This window comes from Nostoc sp., assembly GCF_054880495.1.
In genome coordinates, this window is record NZ_JBTYKD010000281.1 from 1 (window position 1) to 14,790 (window position 14,790).

Genomic DNA, 14,790 nt, shown 5'->3' on the forward strand with positions numbered 1-14,790 from the left:
GACTTCTCTACGAGACGCTACGCGAACGCTACTTCTCTTCTTAGGCTGCGCCAACGACGCCGCTCAGTACAAGTCAGTACAAGTGCCCAATGCCCAATGCCGGTTCAAAATCGTTCCTGTAAACATTCTGCAATCCGTAGTGCAGCTCCCGATTTACCCATGCGTCGCAGACCATTTTCGGCAATAATTTGCAAAATATCAGGATCTTTGAAGAGCGATTGGACGATATTGGCAACTTCTGCTGGCTGTTTGACTAAAATCAAAGATGAGCCTAAATGACGACTTTGAGCTTCAGCAAAGGTAGGGTTATATTGAGGACCATTGCCGGGAATCGCGATCGCAGGTTTCCCTAAACCGATAAACTGTTCTGTGGCTGTACCTGCCATTGCGATCGCAAAATCTCCCAAATGCAAGCAATTATTATAGGCTTGTTGTGTCAGCAGTAGATACGCATTCCTTTGTTTAAATGTCAAGATATTTGGATCAGAAATTTGGATAGGAGATGCTGATTCAATGCGCCAGCCTTGGGATTGCACACTTTGGGATAAAATATTAGAGTCTAAAGTCGGAGCGATCGCACCTAAAAATACTACTGTGCCAGAAGTGTAAAACACCGAATCTCGCTGCTGGAAACTTGCCATCAAAGCAGATACGGCAATCATAATTGTTTCCCAGTTGGTGTATGCCTCTGGTGGACGGGAACCAGGAAGAAGAGTCACCATTAAAGGTCGAACTGTTTCTTGCTGCTGACTATCCTGACTATAAAATTGTTGGCGTGAAAAGGTCGGTTCTAGACCATCCATCATGGGATTACCCAAATTAAAAGCTCGAATTGGCCATTGTTTTAATGTTTCCGTCGTCAGTGCATCTCTCGGAAACACCGCCTTACAACGGCGACGACTCATTAACCAACGTTCCCAAGGATGGTAAACTGAACCGGAAAAGTTTTCCCAACGCGCACCTTGAGATTTTCGGGGTAATAATCCAGCTTCATCCTGCACATAATATTCTGATTTTGCCGTACCCACAAAAGCATAATTAGCGCCACTAAAAGTTGCAAACAACAGGGGGAGAATATCTCCCACTGCTAAAATCGCTCTTTTATTACCTAATTTTTTTTGGGAACTCACCCAACGACGGACAGCTTTAATCTGGCTGAGGGTAAGTTGCAATAAGCCACCGCGTACATCCCCCACTAATTGGCGTCCATCCATATAAATAAAGCCGCCAGAAGGCATAGTGCGGACTGAACCGATCAGGGGGATATCTAACTGTTGATAAGCACGTCCTTCACCCACTAGAGGTAAAGCAAATATCTCTGGTGGGTTTGATTGTCGTTGGAGTTCTTCCAAAATCCGAACTGCAATTACATCTTCCCCATGACCATTACTTAATACAAGTAACCGCAAACGAGAAGTTGCAGCTTGCGATTTAGAAGCTAGGGATAACCGAGATACATTACTCATAAGAAACAAAATATCAAAATTAACTGTCTGTTTGGGTAAAAGGTATAAATAGGGAAATCAGCGAAGAAGCTGGAAGTTAGTATTATCCCTATTTATTTACTTCCCTACAACTAACACTAATTTCGGATAGGTAGTATTGTTTAAAATTCCACCGAACAGCCTTTTGTTCAAGACTTTTAATCTAAAATCCAAAATTGGTATAATAAAACTTTAAACAAAATCTTTTTCCGCACGGATACAAACAATCTAAAGTCAGTCCTAGCATAGCTTAAACTTCCCCTCTACTCAAAGATGAAAACTTGTAAACAGCAATTGTGGTAATGATATCTATTATTTCATTTTTTGGCAGTGCCTCCGTTGACTATAATTGTATCCGCTCAATTAATAGATGAGCTTGCTGTGCGATCGCTTTCTCTGAGGCGATTGTCAACTGCATTAAATTGATGCCTATTGGCAGAATATTGGGAGTGCCTAACTCATCCAAATAAACTCCCTGCACTTGGTCGCTACTCGATGAGTTCTTATATCACTTGGTTCTAAACTGCGATTCGGGAAGATTACCACACAATATCAGTCATCGTATTGAGACTGATTCCGGTTCAAATACATCATCGACTCAGTAAAGAAGCGATGATAAAGAGCTTCATCTGTCTTGGAAAGTTACTCTACTTGGGGAGACCCCATCGCTTTTAGCGTGTCCCCTTGGAAGAAGACCGCACTTTCCGCTTTCTGAAATTGAACTTTTGCAAAAAAGATAATTTTAGGTGTTGCACCCTCTGGAGGTAAAAAGACTCCCTCCATTAATCCGAAAGGCGGTTTCTTTCACCTCAACAGACTCAAATCGATAGTTCTATGCCTGTTCAGTCCGGTAATCAACTAGTTCAAAACTCAACCAAGGAAATCGCTTAAAGAGTTGGTAATAAATGGTCTCGCGTTTCACTAAAATATCCGAAATAGACTGGTTATTAACTCTTGATTTTATCCTGAAAATAATCCCACATATATATCAAATCTTCACAGGAGGTTTTCTAAATTAAAATATTAGTTAATCATTAATTTTTAGGTTATTATATGATGCAATTAGTCGTTGATTTTAAAGATGACTGAATTGGTATTTTAAAGTAGAGTCACAGAATTACTCTTTGGCGTTGTAGCAAGTAGCGTGTTTAGTCATGCTTCCTCCATGAAATCACGGATGTAAAGACAGCTTGAGCCTCTTTCCTACTTCAGTATTTCTTGACTCCCGCGTTATCCTATGAAAAAGATAAAACTTTTGTGATCATGCCATGCGTAGGTCTTTCTCACTTGGAGAGGTCTAACAACCAAATTATCCCGTAGGATAAACAGGTATGAACTCTGCCCGATAAAAATATGGGAAAATTTTTGGAAATCTCTTAAAGACTCAAAACTCGCTAGTTATCTGCTCATTCAAGACTCAGGACTCTCTATGTTAGCAGGCACAATTTTGCAAGATGGAAAATATACCCTAATCCAAGAAATAGGGCGGGGTGGCTTTGGCATTACATTTAAAGCTACCCATCACTACTTGGGTCAGGAGGTGGTGATGAAAACCATCAATGAACGGCTGCGACAACATCCTGATTTTGCGAAATTCGAGCGTCAATTCCAAGATGAAGCCAGAAGATTAGCTACGTGTATCCACCCAAATATAGTCCGAGTTAGTGACTTTTTTGTGGAAGCTGGACTGCCTTACATGGTGATGGAATACATTCGTGGCGAAACCTTGGGAGACGCATTTGTATTACCAGGGATACCAATGCCAGAAGCCACAGCAATTCATTACATCCGGCAAATTGGGGCAGCCTTGGAGGTAGTACATAATAATGGTTTGCTGCACCGGGATGTCAAACCAGATAATATTATCCAACGCCAAGGAACGCAGGAAGTAGTATTGATTGATTTTGGCATTGCCAGGGAATTTAATGGCGGTGTCAGGCAGACTCACACAGGTCTGGTTTCGGAGGGCTATTCTCCAATTGAGCAGTATCTGACGCAAGCGCCGCGCACACCCGCCACTGATGTTTATGGTTTAGCAGCAACCTTATATTCACTCTTGACTGCCCAAGTTCCTATACCAGCATTATTGCGCGATCGCGAGCAAATGTCTTCCCCCCGCGAACTGCAACCACATTTGAGCGCTGCTGTCAACCAAGCTGTAATGCGCGGAATGGCAGTGGAATCTCGTTTTCGCCCAGCCACAGTTGCTGAGTGGTTACAACTACTACCTGGAAATACGGGGAATGTGACACCGCAAGCTTTAGCCACTTATGCAGTGCCAACTGTCAATGTATCTGCCCAGCAAGCAGTAACTTTAATTGGGAAAACTGCCCAAAATCCTATTCATAGACCAGCTGCGTTGGTGCAGCGCCCCGCACGCATCGCCAAGGAAACTGTACTGGCTAAAAAGCTGGGGTCATCTAAGGTATTTATTGGTATAGGTGTAGCCCTAGTTGCAGCTACAGCAGGTTTTGGGATCACGAGTATGTTACCCAAATCTCAGCCGCAGCCAAATGCAAAGCCGCTTTTTGAACAGCCGACTCAAGAATCACCCGCGAAAGTGCCTAGCTTCGATAAGACATCTTCACCTCCGGGTGAAGAGACTAACACCACCTCACGAAGCGAATCAGCACCTGTCTATAATTCCAAGCAACGCAGGCGCAATCGTCGTTCTTCCCCAGAAGAATCTTCCACCCGCAGCCCTAGAGGAGAATTGCAACGCGGCGATTCCAAACAATCCACACCTTCATCTAGCGTTTCCCCCACACCCTCGCTAGTGGAAAAACTACGGGCAATCCGGTCATCTCGTAAAGCGTCCCCCGCACCATTGCCCCAAAATAACTTACCCGCTTCTAGTCAAGATACCTCCCCCCAACCTGTAAAGCCGTCAAATTCTGTGGTCATACCAGCAGTACCACCAAGGGAATCTAAACGGTCAGATCCTTCTCCTGTAGTATTACCAACACTGGAAAAGCAAAATTCACTGCCTAATAGCCAACCGCAAAATGATCAGCAATCCAAGGAAAATTTCCCAGATGACAATAACTAGTCAATTTAAGATTTTGGTTGACATTCGGAAATATTTTTGAACGGAGAGGGGGGGATTCGAACCCCCGTTGAGTTTCCCCAAAACGCATTTCGAGTGCGTCACCATCAACCACTCGGACACCTCTCCAGCTATATCATTCACCCATTTGAGTATCTTTTGTATATTCAAATGCCGTGAACTAAGTAAGGGAAATTTTAGCGTATTCCCTATATTACTATAACATTATCCCTTTATCTGCGTAACGGAATACTTCGGGAATGCCAACGCCTAACCCAAGATATTTCACATCATCGTGGTTACTGTAATTACCTAGTTTGTGACACAACTAAAAATTACTCCGCCCGATTCTTACGAACAAGTTTGCAAAGGTTGGGAATAATTTCAACCAAGTATAATACCCTAAAACTTACTTTATTGATCAATGCTTAAATCAAAATCAATCAACATTCCCAAACCAACTCGCTACCAAAATGCGGCGATAGATTATTACATGGGAATGACAAATTCCCCCTATCTTCATTATGGGTATTGGGAGCCAGTGCCGACTCCCGGTGAAGAATTGACCATAACTGGCATGCGTGCGGCGCAAGTTGCCTATGCAGTCAAGCTTTTCAGTTTCATTCCAGAGGGTACAAAAACTGTGCTTGATGTCGGCTGTGGTATTGGTGGTAACGCCGCATATTTGTGCGATCGCGGTTTTGGCGTTGAGGGATTAGCACCCGATGCAATCCAACAAGAGAAGTTTATCAAGAATACCAACCGTCAAGTACCTTTCTACTTAACCAGATTTGAAGATTTTCACACCTCACACTCCTATGATCTAGTTCTGTTCAGTGAAAGCAGCCAATATATTGCTGCTAACGATTTGGCTCAGGGTGCAGCTCGTGTATTAAATAGTGGTGGCTACCTATTGCTTGCGGATATGATGCGCTCTGATGCTGGATATCGAGAGGGCATTTTTTCTAATTGTCATGTCGCTAGCGAGCTTCAGGAAGCCTTGGAGCAGGCTGGATTTAAGTTAATTAAGAGTGAGGACATCTCCAGCCAAATTGCGCCAACGATTGACTTGTGTCTAGACAACTTTCGTACTTTTGGACTAACTACGATCAAATATATCGCTGATGTTGTAGCGATCGCAGTCCCACCAATACACGCACTCGGTCGTTTAGCCTTCAAACGCTGGTTGGAAAAGCCGATTGTCGAGGGTTTAGCAGCACGCAGCATTTTTGATCGCCATCTCTGTTATCAAATCCAACTCTGGCAGTTATCAATTCATGACTGAATAATTCATCATCACGCTCTCTACCAGACCCTGCGCGTAGCTTGTCCTCCGCAGGAGTACGGTGACTCGCTACCGCTACGCTAACATAATTCATAATTAAGATATTGAGAAACACTCCATAGATGGATAGCTTTGGGGTGGAATCAGTATCATTCGAGATGCACAACGCGACAGAAGGAAGCAACAATGGCTGTAGTAATATCGCTTAACAGGTTTTGCAGCAGCGATTTGATCACTTCTGCAACGTCCTCTAAGACTGACAATGTTCAAAGGTGCATCACTGAACAGATCGCTGTAGACATCGCTTCTCTAACTGCTGAGATATTATGTAGTCGAACATTGTGCAGCATACAGTTTGAGGTTTCGCATGAAAGTAGCAGTCTTCAGTACAAAAGCCTATGATCGGCAGTTTTTGTCAGCTACAAATTCTCCCACCCAACACGAGTTAGTGTTTTTTGAACCCCGTTTAAATCGGGATACAGCTATCCTCGCCGCCGGATTTCCGGCGGTTTGCGTATTTGTACATGATCAGGTTGATGCCCCAACTTTAGAGCTTCTGGCCTCACGGGGAACTCGGCTGGTTGTCCTTCGCTGTGCAGGGTTTAACAATGTAGACTTACAAGCCGCAGCGGACTTAGGAATTACGGTTGTGCGTGTTCCTGCCTATTCACCCTATGGGGTAGCAGAACATGCCGTGGGATTGATTTTAAGCTTGAATCGCAAAATTCATCGTGCTTATAACCGTGTCCGAGAAGGCAATTTTTCCCTAGATGGACTGTTGGGATTTAATTTGCATGAACGCACAGTCGGGATTATCGGCACCGGCAAAATCGGTCTGATTTTAGGACAGATTATGAAAGGGTTTGGCTGTCACCTATTCGCCTATGATGTTTATCCTAATCCCGAATTGGAGGCGCTAGGTGGAAAGTATGTAGAACTACCTGAGCTATTTGCCAACTCTGATATTATCTCCCTACATTGCCCCCTGACTACCGAAACGCATCACTTGATCAACACTGAGACTATAAAACAGATCAAGGCAGGCGTGATGCTAATTAACACTAGTCGGGGAGCGCTGATTGATACTCAAGCAGTGATTGAGGGATTGAAATCTGGTAAAATTGGCTATCTTGGTGTGGATGTCTACGAACAAGAATCGGAATTGTTCTTTGAGGATTTGTCTGGCGAAATTATTCAGGATGATATTTTCCAGCATCTGACAACGTTCCCCAATGTACTCATTACTGGACATCAAGCCTTTTTTACAGCAGAAGCTCTGCACAATATTGCAGAAACAACTTTTGCTAATATTGCTGATATTGAAAAGGGTCGTTCCTGTCCAAATGAAATTCGCGCTCAACTGCCAGTTTAGGTAATGGTTGGCGATCGCGCATATTCATTTTGAACGATAGGCAATGCGGAGACTTTGGACTAAAATCACCAGAGATGCGATCGCCATTAACCCGCCCCAAAACCAGTAAGGTAAAAGCAAATACCGTTGCATTTGCGCTGTATCAGAAAGTCCAAGGGGTCCAGCAGACTGACTAAATAGATAATCAAGTTGATGGTACGTACTTACACAAGCTTGTACACCCAAAAATTGAATCACAAACCCTTGTGCCCAACGAGGCGCTTTCAGGGCGATAGCCAAGATGATTAAACCTAGCAAGGGAATTGCCAGCAATCCAAACCAGGAACGTACCCAAATTAATGTCGAAAATAGCAAAAAACTCCCTAATATTTTTAAACAGAGGGTTGCTGCTCTAAAATTCCGGGAAGCCAGAATTAAAGCTGCACCAGCAAGAGGTGGCCCCATTGGCCCTGCTGCGGCGATGATTGCCGGCACAATTGGCCCCAATGACGACTGGATGCCATAAGTTGCGACACCGGAACCATTGCTAAAAATCTCTAATTTCTGAAACTGTCCCCCTAATAGGAGTGCCATTAAGCCGTGACCCATTTCATGAAACCAGGTTGCCAGGATCGTAAATGGGTATAAGATATAATCTCCTCCTGGTAGTTGCCACAGTAAAGCAGTTGCGATCGCGGCTGCAATTAGCCAGGTTAGCCCCATACGTTCAACAACTAGCGGGGCTTCTCTGGTAAGCAAGGGTTGAAAATTTTTGCTTGGTTCCCTCATCGGTTACTCTATTTTGAATTTTAGATTTTAGATTATCCCCACAAATTAATCGGGGTACATTCAATTTTAGATTTTAGATTATCCCTTCAATCGAACATTAAAAATCTAAAGTTGGCAGTGTATTTTCATATATCCTAATGTAATTATTAAGGTAGTGGAGTTGCTGAACAATGCAACAATTCACACCTCAAAGCGACGGCTGTAAACTATGGGGTTATCAACAAGAACATAGTTATCCGTCGCTTGTCTGATGCGGTTGATTTGTTGATCCTCCAAAATGGATGCTGGAGGATGAGCAGAAAATGCTTAAACTGATGTCACAATTGATCGAGAATCAGTTAAGCAAGTTGAAACAGGAATGTCATCAAATCTCCTTTACCCAAGCTAATGCGATCGCCTGGACGCAAGCGGTGACGATTCCCTGGTAATAGCGGCGAATTATTAATGTAAGTGCCATTAGAACTTCCCACATCCTCTACATAGTAAGCATCTCCCTCGACACGAATATCTGCATGAATCCGCGAAACAATTTCTGAATTGGGAAATCCTGAAACATCTATATCTGGGGGAATCCGATCATTAGGCTTGCCGATATGAATCACAGAGACATTTTGCGGCAATTCAATTAACTGATCGCTTTGAACATGGATTAACCGCGCTGTAACCTGCTGTAATTGCGTTCTGGCAGCAGTTGATGCTGGTGCTGGCTCTTTTTCTTCGGCTTCAGAGGCTGGCGCTGATTCCAAAGGTGGTGGAGTAGGAATACTTTTTTCAAAGACTACCGGTTGAGCGGGGACGGTTGGCACTGGTTCTGGGGCGCTGCTTTCTATAACAGATACCTGTGGTGGAGCTGCTGGGACAACTGCCATCTCTGTTGGTGGTAAAGATGATCTGGGAGGATGTGAGTTAGTAGATTCGCTTATTCCCAAGGCATCTGGTTGTAAAAGTTCTAACAATGGATCGGGTGAAACTAACGGCGGTACTTCTACAGGAATATCAGGAGTAACTGTTGCAGCTACCGCAGTAGGAATGTGTGGAACTCCTGCGGAGTGTAGGTTATAGCCACACTGACCGCAGAATGCAGCATCTGCTTGCACAGTTGCCCCACAACTGGGACAGTTAGTAGTTGCGGGTAAGGGTGTATAGCAAGCTTCACACTGGACAGCGCCATCAGGGTTGGGATGATTGCAATTAGGGCAGACGATCATCGATATTTAGCCTTTGTTCAAGATCATCATAAATATAGGTAGGACTGGCAAGCAGAGGGCAGCCTTAGCTTTAAATTCTAGCAATTACTGGTGATGGAACGATGAATTGGACACGGGAGAGGGGAGCAGGGGAGTAAGAATTTTAGATTTTGGATTTTAGATTTTGGATTAAAGAATTGAAATTTAATCCAAAAGACGCGACGCTCGAATACTCGCTACCGCTGCGCTATCGCGGACTCGCTAACGCTCCGCTATCGTCAATCCAAAATCTAAAATTGAATTGCCCAATGCTCAAGTTCAATGTTGAAGTTCCAAACCTGCTGCTGCATCCAGTAACCACCAAAGTTCTCCTTGGGGCTGAATTAAGCGAGATGGGTAAGTGAAGTCATCGGCTACAGGTGCAAAGACTTGCGCCAAAGCTGGGCGTTTATTAGCACCAGCAACCACAAAAATCACGCTGCGAGCAGAGTTGATGAAGGGGTATGTGAAAGTTATCCGGGGGTTTGCGTCTTTGTTACCCACAGTAACCAGGCGATCGCTTACTTTCAGAGCCTCTGTGTGGGGAAATAAAGATGCGGTATGTGCATCATCACCCATTCCTAGTAATACTACATCCAACGAGGGAAACTCGACCCCAGAAGAATTGAAAAATTCTTTGAGTTGTTGTTCGTACTTGGCAGCAGCCAGTTCTGGATTAGCTTCTAAAGTTGGTACGGGATGAATGTTAGCTGCTGGGATGTCAACACGATCTAGCCATGCACGCCGCGCCATCAGTTCATTACTATCGGGATGATCTGCTGGTACGTAACGCTCATCCCCCCAGAATATATGAATTTTATCCCAAGGCAGTTTTTGATTAGCTCCGGCATAGCCCGCCGTTGGCATCGCTTCGTATAACGGTTTAGGTGTACTGCCGCCAGATAAGGCGATCGTAAACCGCCCACGCTGCTCTATGGCAGTTTCTAACTTGGACAGAATTAATTCTAGCGCTCGTGCAACCAGTGCTGGCTGATCCGGTAAAACTTCAACGGTTTTGTTCATGGCTTCATCATATTGCTGGCTTCAAGCAATACAATACCGAACTTATTGCAATCCCCCTTTTTAACTTTTGAAACATTTAACATCGTGGATTAGCTAGGCTGGAAAAACGTAGACGGACATTATCACCTTCAAGGGTAAGTAGTCAGTCGTACTAACTACTCTCATAATTATTTTTATTTACACCCAGTTACTTGATACTTTGTTGATTAACGCCACACAGAATACATTTATTAATTCTTATTAAAAATTAATAAAACTAATTAATCACAAACAGTGCTTCCCAGTCAGCGATCGCTTGACGTTGGGCAATTAACAATTCCTGAATTCCTTTTTGGGCGACATCTAGCAGCTGATCCAACTGAGTGCGGCTAAAGCTGTCTTCTTCGGCTGTTCCTTGGACTTCAATGATTCCCAGGTGTTGATTCATTACCACATTAAAGTCTACTGTTGCAGCCAAATCTTCGATATAATTAAGATCCAAAAATGGCTCTCCCTCCAGTAATCCTACGGAAACTGCTGCTACCTGTCCACACAGAGGCGATCGCTCCAACACGCCCTCGTGCAACAATTTAGAAATCGCATGAGCTAACGCCACAAATGAGCCTGTAATGGCTGTTGTCCGAGTTCCAGCGTCTGCTTGCAATACATCGGCATCCACAGTCAGCGTGCGTTCTCCCAGTGCCTCAAAATTCACTGCTGCACGTAAGCTGCGTCCAATTAGACGTTGGATTTCTTGCGTCCGTCCAGATAATTTTAACAATTCCCTTTCTTGGCGTTTTTGGGTAGCAGATGGTAACATTCGGTACTCAGCAGTTAACCAGCCTTTACCAGTTCCTTCAAGAAATTTCGGAACTCCTTTATTAACGCTAACACTACAAAGTACTTGAGTATCACCGCATCTTGCGAGAACAGAACCGGGGGCAAAGCTGGTGAAATTAGGGTAAAAGCTGATCGGACGTAGTTTGTCAGGAAGACGGCCGTCAGGACGCTGCCAAGTCATTGGAGTTGCCTCAAGTTTTAGAATACTGCCTTAAGATTACCTTAGTGTTGTAAATTATCATTTTAGGGGCATTGGGCACTTGTACTAACTTTGCCTGCCCTGAGCTTGCCGTACTCCTCCGGAGAAGCAAGCTACGCGTAGCGTCTCGTAGAGAAGGGTACTGAGCGACGTCGTTGGCGCAGCCTCTCGTAGAGAAGTATTGGGCATTGTGAAAGAGGAGGCAGAAATTCTTGAATTTTGAATTTTGAATTGATTTATCTCCCTGCTTCTTTTTTAAGGAACTGAAAGCAGAGTTAAAATATTTTGCTGCACCATCTCTGGTGACTGATCGCCGTTGATTGTTAATAGGCAGCGACGACGGTCGTAATATTCAAGTATTGGAATGGTGCGATCGTAGAATAATTCTACACGGCGTTGGACGATTTCGGGTTGGTCATCTGGTAGCGATCGCCCCAAGGATCGGTTAACCATAACAGCTTCTGGGACTTGGAGATAAATCGCCCAATCTAGCTTTTGCCCGAAATCATCCAAGAAAAAATCTAATTCTTCAGACTCAAAGGCAGTACGGGGATAGCCTTCTAACACCCAATCGCAGTTAATATCTGGTTGTCTGAGGCGAATTCGGATCAATTCAATGATCATTTCGTCTGGAACTAACTCCCCTTTTTGGATGTAAGTCCGTGCGTGGTAGCCTAGTTCACTCAGGCTAGGGTAAACCGGAAGAGAAGTCCGGGGATCGGCTTCTGACCATCGAAATTCCGGCAGGGGCTGATCGCCAGATATTGCTGACCGTAAAATCTCACCTGTAGAAATTAAAGGAATATCAAAGTATCTGCAAAGCTTTTGTGCTTGAGTGCTTTTCCCCGATCCTGAACCTCCCAGAATCACCAATCTCACAACAATTAACTCCTCATCCTGTCAAATTCACTACTTGCTAAGTCTGTTTTACCCAAACAACCGGGAAATCTCACATTTAGCGATTTTCAGCCGTTATACCCAGCTTTTTTGAATAATTGGAACTCTAACTCTTATGTTTTCATTTTTACAACTCCTTTCAGAGAAAAGACGAAAATAACTCTTGACTTTAGCACAAACGTAGTGTTTGACTAAGAATGCAATTTGCAAAATCTACCAAACCTGTGAAAAACAGATTGATTATACAGGCAAGTTTGTAATAAGTACCGCCAGCAGAAACCTTTAATTTATTGTAACTTTTTGAACTTTACCCTATGGTTAGCCAGCTAGAAACCCCAAGTATCAATTCAACCCTTACCTTACCATATCCAGTTGGGGGACTAGTGCAAGTTTTCACTAGCTCCCATCGCAACTTTTTTACGAGCGTTATAGCTCAATCACTGAGAATAGCTGGACAAGGAACGCCAGTATTAATAGTGCAGTTCCTCAAAGGAGGTATTCGTCAAGGACAGGAAAGACCTATACAATTAGGACAAAATTTAGATTGGATTCGCTGTGATTTGCCTCGTTGTATCGATACACCCCAGTTAGAAGATATGGAGAATCAAGCTTTACAAAAACTGTGGCAATATACACAACAAGTAGTGTGTGAGAGTAAGTATTCTCTAGTTGTCTTAGATGAGTTAAGTTTAGCGATTAACTTTGGTTTAATTCCTGAAACGGAAGTTTTAGCGTTTCTGGCAAAACGCCCTCCCCACGTCGATATCATTCTCACAGGGCCAGAGATGCCCAAATCTCTTTTAGATGTGGCAGATCAAATTACAGAAATCCGCCGGAGTCATCGACCTTAAACAAAATACTCAATTCAGGATATCCTAGTAATTCCATTTGAATTAGCTGTGAAGTTGTGATTAAAAACGATATCTGGATTAGTGAAATGGCTCAACAGGGTTTGATTTCGCCCTTTGAGTCAAGTTTAATCCGAAAAGTGCAAAAAGATGAGTCTGTAGCGGTTCAACCTGTAATCAGCTACGGTCTGTCTTCTTATGGTTACGATATACGCCTTTCTTCGGCTGAGTTCCGCATTTTTCGCCACATTCCTGGAACTGTAGTTGATCCCAAAAACTTTAATCCCCAAAATCTCGAGCCAACAGCACTGCACACAGATGCCAATGGCAGTTACTTTATTTTACCTGCTCACTCCTATGGACTTGGGGTTGCTCTAGAAAAACTGGAGGTTCCTGAGAATATTACAGTAATTTGCATCGGTAAAAGTACTTATGCACGTTGTGGAATCATTGCAAATCTAACCCCTGCTGAAGCTGCATGGCGGGGTCATCTAACTTTAGAATTTTCCAATTCTTCCAGCGCAGACTGTCGGATCTACGCTAATGAAGGCGTGGTGCAATTACTCTTTTTAGAAGGCGAACCATGCGCTATTAGTTACGAAGCACGTCAAGGTAAATATCAGGATCAGCTAGAGATTGTAACGTTGGCTCGTATTTAGACTGATGGCTCATAAGCCAATATTTAAGGTGCTAACCTTGCTCTACCTAGACGCTGCTTTTCATACCATTCTGCGATCGCAGGTGCCCAATCTTCAAAATGAGGCCACATCATTTCACATAACTTTTGAATTTCAAGTTGAGCATCTTTCTTATTTCTCAGGTCACAAAAATGTAAGAAAGACCTTATATTGAAACTAACTACAAAATGCTGGCGATAATCAAAAGGCACTTTACCACGGCTATGTTCTTCAGACATTCCAGCTTCAAAATCAGCTTTATATCGTTTAGCTGCTTCTAGACACCACTGCAAATCTGCTGTTCGTTGCTCTGATGAATAATGGTATTTTTTGCCCTGTCTATCAGTGTAATAACCAACTGGACGTAGGTAAAAAACATCTTCTATGTCTTTCTTACCTTCTAATACATCAATAAATTGGTTGCCAGTGTACCTAAAAGACTGGACATCAAATGATACCCCTACACGATGAGTACGAGCCTGTTGCATGACACTGTGGGGAAAGTAGCCACAGTTGAAAACAATCTGGGGATGCTCTAGAGGCCCATAATGTCCCCTCTCACCCGCTAAAAGTCGCTTAACAATAACTTCGCCGCTTTGTGACTCCAAGGGCCAGGAGTCACGCTCATCAAACACGAACCCATCAGTATAGTCCTGGTGCATTGCGGCATAAATCACCTGCTGCGGGTTTGGTGTTTTAGCAATAACCTCTACTCGAAATCGATGCATTAGTTTTTGGGGAATGGATTGGTGACTCAGATTGCTTATGCAGAAGGAGCGGAGCCTGTTTGTTAAACATGGCTTTGAACTTGATTCATCATCATATCTCTGGCTTGGACTTCTACTTGAGCAGATTAAGATACTTTACAAATATTAATATATTTGTTACACTTGTTTACACAATAGAGAAGACAGGAAAAAACCATGCGTACAAACACTGCTATAATTGATGACCAAGGCAAACTGAACAACTTTGCGATCGAGCCAAAAGTTTATATAGATGAGCAAGGCGATCGCACAGGCTTCACTCCTTACGCAGAAATGCTCAACGGTCGTTTAGCAATGATTGGTTTTGTCTCTCTGATCGCATTAGAAGTATTCACAGGACACGGTATCATTGGTATTTTGGCAAGTCTATAAAAACTAA

Annotated in this window: 13 protein-coding genes, 1 tRNA gene and 1 pseudogene; 6 read left to right on the forward strand and 9 right to left on the reverse strand. The window is 43.5% G+C overall.

The genetic code is table 11. The features are described 5' to 3' along the window. Positions 1-104 precede the first annotated feature (104 nt). Positions 105-1,466, reverse strand: a complete 1,362-nt coding sequence (locus tag ACYTXL_RS24655; protein WP_461927015.1) for a lipid-A-disaccharide synthase-related protein — start codon at positions 1,464-1,466, stop codon at positions 105-107. Positions 1,467-1,737: 271 nt separating this feature from the next. Then, positions 1,738-2,406: pseudogene (locus ACYTXL_RS24660) on the reverse strand (Rpn family recombination-promoting nuclease/putative transposase); the annotation flags it as partial. Positions 2,407-2,913: 507 nt separating this feature from the next. Between ACYTXL_RS24660 and ACYTXL_RS24665 the strand changes: the two are divergent. After that, complete coding sequence (locus ACYTXL_RS24665) at positions 2,914-4,533, forward strand: serine/threonine-protein kinase (RefSeq protein WP_461927016.1); 1,620 nt, start codon at positions 2,914-2,916, stop codon at positions 4,531-4,533. Between the two features lie 41 nt (positions 4,534-4,574). Here ACYTXL_RS24665 and ACYTXL_RS24670 read toward each other — a convergent pair. Further along, positions 4,575-4,659: transfer RNA gene (locus ACYTXL_RS24670), tRNA-Ser, on the reverse strand. A 295-nt stretch (positions 4,660-4,954) separates the two neighbouring features. Here ACYTXL_RS24670 and ACYTXL_RS24675 point away from each other — a divergent pair. Continuing rightward, positions 4,955-5,815 (forward strand): class I SAM-dependent methyltransferase, encoded by an 861-nt coding sequence (locus tag ACYTXL_RS24675; protein ID WP_461927017.1) that lies wholly within the window; start codon positions 4,955-4,957, stop codon positions 5,813-5,815. Between the two features lie 367 nt (positions 5,816-6,182). After that, positions 6,183-7,187: a 2-hydroxyacid dehydrogenase gene (locus tag ACYTXL_RS24680; RefSeq protein WP_461927018.1), complete on the forward strand. Its 1,005-nt coding sequence runs from the start codon at positions 6,183-6,185 to the stop codon at positions 7,185-7,187. Between the two features lie 24 nt (positions 7,188-7,211). On the opposite strand, the gene ACYTXL_RS24685 is transcribed toward ACYTXL_RS24680, so the two are convergent. From ACYTXL_RS24685 to ACYTXL_RS24705, 5 genes are all read right to left on the reverse strand, one after another. Next, positions 7,212-7,955 (reverse strand): M50 family metallopeptidase, encoded by a 744-nt coding sequence (locus tag ACYTXL_RS24685; protein ID WP_461927019.1) that lies wholly within the window; start codon positions 7,953-7,955, stop codon positions 7,212-7,214. 338 nt (positions 7,956-8,293) lie between these two features. Then, complete coding sequence (locus ACYTXL_RS24690) at positions 8,294-9,163, reverse strand: FHA domain-containing protein (RefSeq protein WP_461927020.1); 870 nt, start codon at positions 9,161-9,163, stop codon at positions 8,294-8,296. A 297-nt stretch (positions 9,164-9,460) separates the two neighbouring features. Continuing rightward, entirely contained in the window at positions 9,461-10,204 is a 744-nt protein-coding gene (gene pgl / locus ACYTXL_RS24695) for a 6-phosphogluconolactonase (RefSeq protein WP_461927021.1), read from the reverse strand. A gap of 256 nt (positions 10,205-10,460) precedes the next feature. Then, entirely contained in the window at positions 10,461-11,204 is a 744-nt protein-coding gene (rph, locus tag ACYTXL_RS24700) for a ribonuclease PH (RefSeq protein ID WP_461927022.1), read from the reverse strand. Positions 11,205-11,477: 273 nt separating this feature from the next. Then, on the reverse strand, positions 11,478-12,101 hold the full coding sequence (locus tag ACYTXL_RS24705) for an adenylate kinase family protein (RefSeq protein WP_461927023.1): 624 nt from the start codon (positions 12,099-12,101) through the stop codon (positions 11,478-11,480). Between the two features lie 332 nt (positions 12,102-12,433). Between ACYTXL_RS24705 and ACYTXL_RS24710 the strand changes: the two genes are divergently transcribed. Together ACYTXL_RS24710 and dcd are read left to right on the forward strand one after the other, a co-directional pair. After that, positions 12,434-12,970 carry a P-loop NTPase family protein gene (locus tag ACYTXL_RS24710; RefSeq protein WP_461927024.1) on the forward strand — a complete coding sequence of 179 codons (537 nt, stop codon included), beginning with the start codon at positions 12,434-12,436 and terminating at the stop codon, positions 12,968-12,970. Between the two features lie 86 nt (positions 12,971-13,056). Next, on the forward strand, positions 13,057-13,626 hold the full coding sequence (gene dcd / locus ACYTXL_RS24715; protein ID WP_292791860.1) for a dCTP deaminase: 570 nt from the start codon (positions 13,057-13,059) through the stop codon (positions 13,624-13,626). A gap of 23 nt (positions 13,627-13,649) precedes the next feature. On the opposite strand, the gene thyX is transcribed toward dcd, so the two are convergent. Then, on the reverse strand, positions 13,650-14,372 hold the full coding sequence (gene thyX / locus ACYTXL_RS24720; RefSeq protein WP_461927025.1) for an FAD-dependent thymidylate synthase: 723 nt from the start codon (positions 14,370-14,372) through the stop codon (positions 13,650-13,652). A 195-nt stretch (positions 14,373-14,567) separates the two neighbouring features. Between thyX and ACYTXL_RS24725 the strand changes: the two genes are divergently transcribed. Further along, on the forward strand, positions 14,568-14,783 hold the full coding sequence (locus tag ACYTXL_RS24725) for a chlorophyll a/b-binding protein (protein WP_292837293.1): 216 nt from the start codon (positions 14,568-14,570) through the stop codon (positions 14,781-14,783). The last annotated feature ends 7 nt before the right edge of the window (positions 14,784-14,790 follow it).

What these genes read in the sequence shown, in the direction of transcription:
- ACYTXL_RS24655 (WP_461927015.1), bottom strand. Translation starts at nt 1,466, where the DNA reads ATGAGTAATGTATCTCGGTTATCCCTAGCTTCTAAATCGCAAGCTGCA.
- ACYTXL_RS24725 (WP_292837293.1), top strand. Translation starts at nt 14,568, where the DNA reads ATGCGTACAAACACTGCTATAATTGATGACCAAGGCAAACTGAACAAC.
- rph (WP_461927022.1), bottom strand. Translation starts at nt 11,204, where the DNA reads ATGACTTGGCAGCGTCCTGACGGCCGTCTTCCTGACAAACTACGTCCG.
- ACYTXL_RS24665 (WP_461927016.1), top strand. Translation starts at nt 2,914, where the DNA reads ATGTTAGCAGGCACAATTTTGCAAGATGGAAAATATACCCTAATCCAA.
- ACYTXL_RS24690 (WP_461927020.1), bottom strand. Translation starts at nt 9,163, where the DNA reads ATGATCGTCTGCCCTAATTGCAATCATCCCAACCCTGATGGCGCTGTC.
- thyX (WP_461927025.1), bottom strand. Translation starts at nt 14,372, where the DNA reads ATGCATCGATTTCGAGTAGAGGTTATTGCTAAAACACCAAACCCGCAG.
- ACYTXL_RS24680 (WP_461927018.1), top strand. Translation starts at nt 6,183, where the DNA reads ATGAAAGTAGCAGTCTTCAGTACAAAAGCCTATGATCGGCAGTTTTTG.
- dcd (WP_292791860.1), top strand. Translation starts at nt 13,057, where the DNA reads ATGGCTCAACAGGGTTTGATTTCGCCCTTTGAGTCAAGTTTAATCCGA.
- ACYTXL_RS24710 (WP_461927024.1), top strand. Translation starts at nt 12,434, where the DNA reads ATGGTTAGCCAGCTAGAAACCCCAAGTATCAATTCAACCCTTACCTTA.
- ACYTXL_RS24675 (WP_461927017.1), top strand. Translation starts at nt 4,955, where the DNA reads ATGCTTAAATCAAAATCAATCAACATTCCCAAACCAACTCGCTACCAA.
- ACYTXL_RS24685 (WP_461927019.1), bottom strand. Translation starts at nt 7,955, where the DNA reads ATGAGGGAACCAAGCAAAAATTTTCAACCCTTGCTTACCAGAGAAGCC.
- pgl (WP_461927021.1), bottom strand. Translation starts at nt 10,204, where the DNA reads ATGAACAAAACCGTTGAAGTTTTACCGGATCAGCCAGCACTGGTTGCA.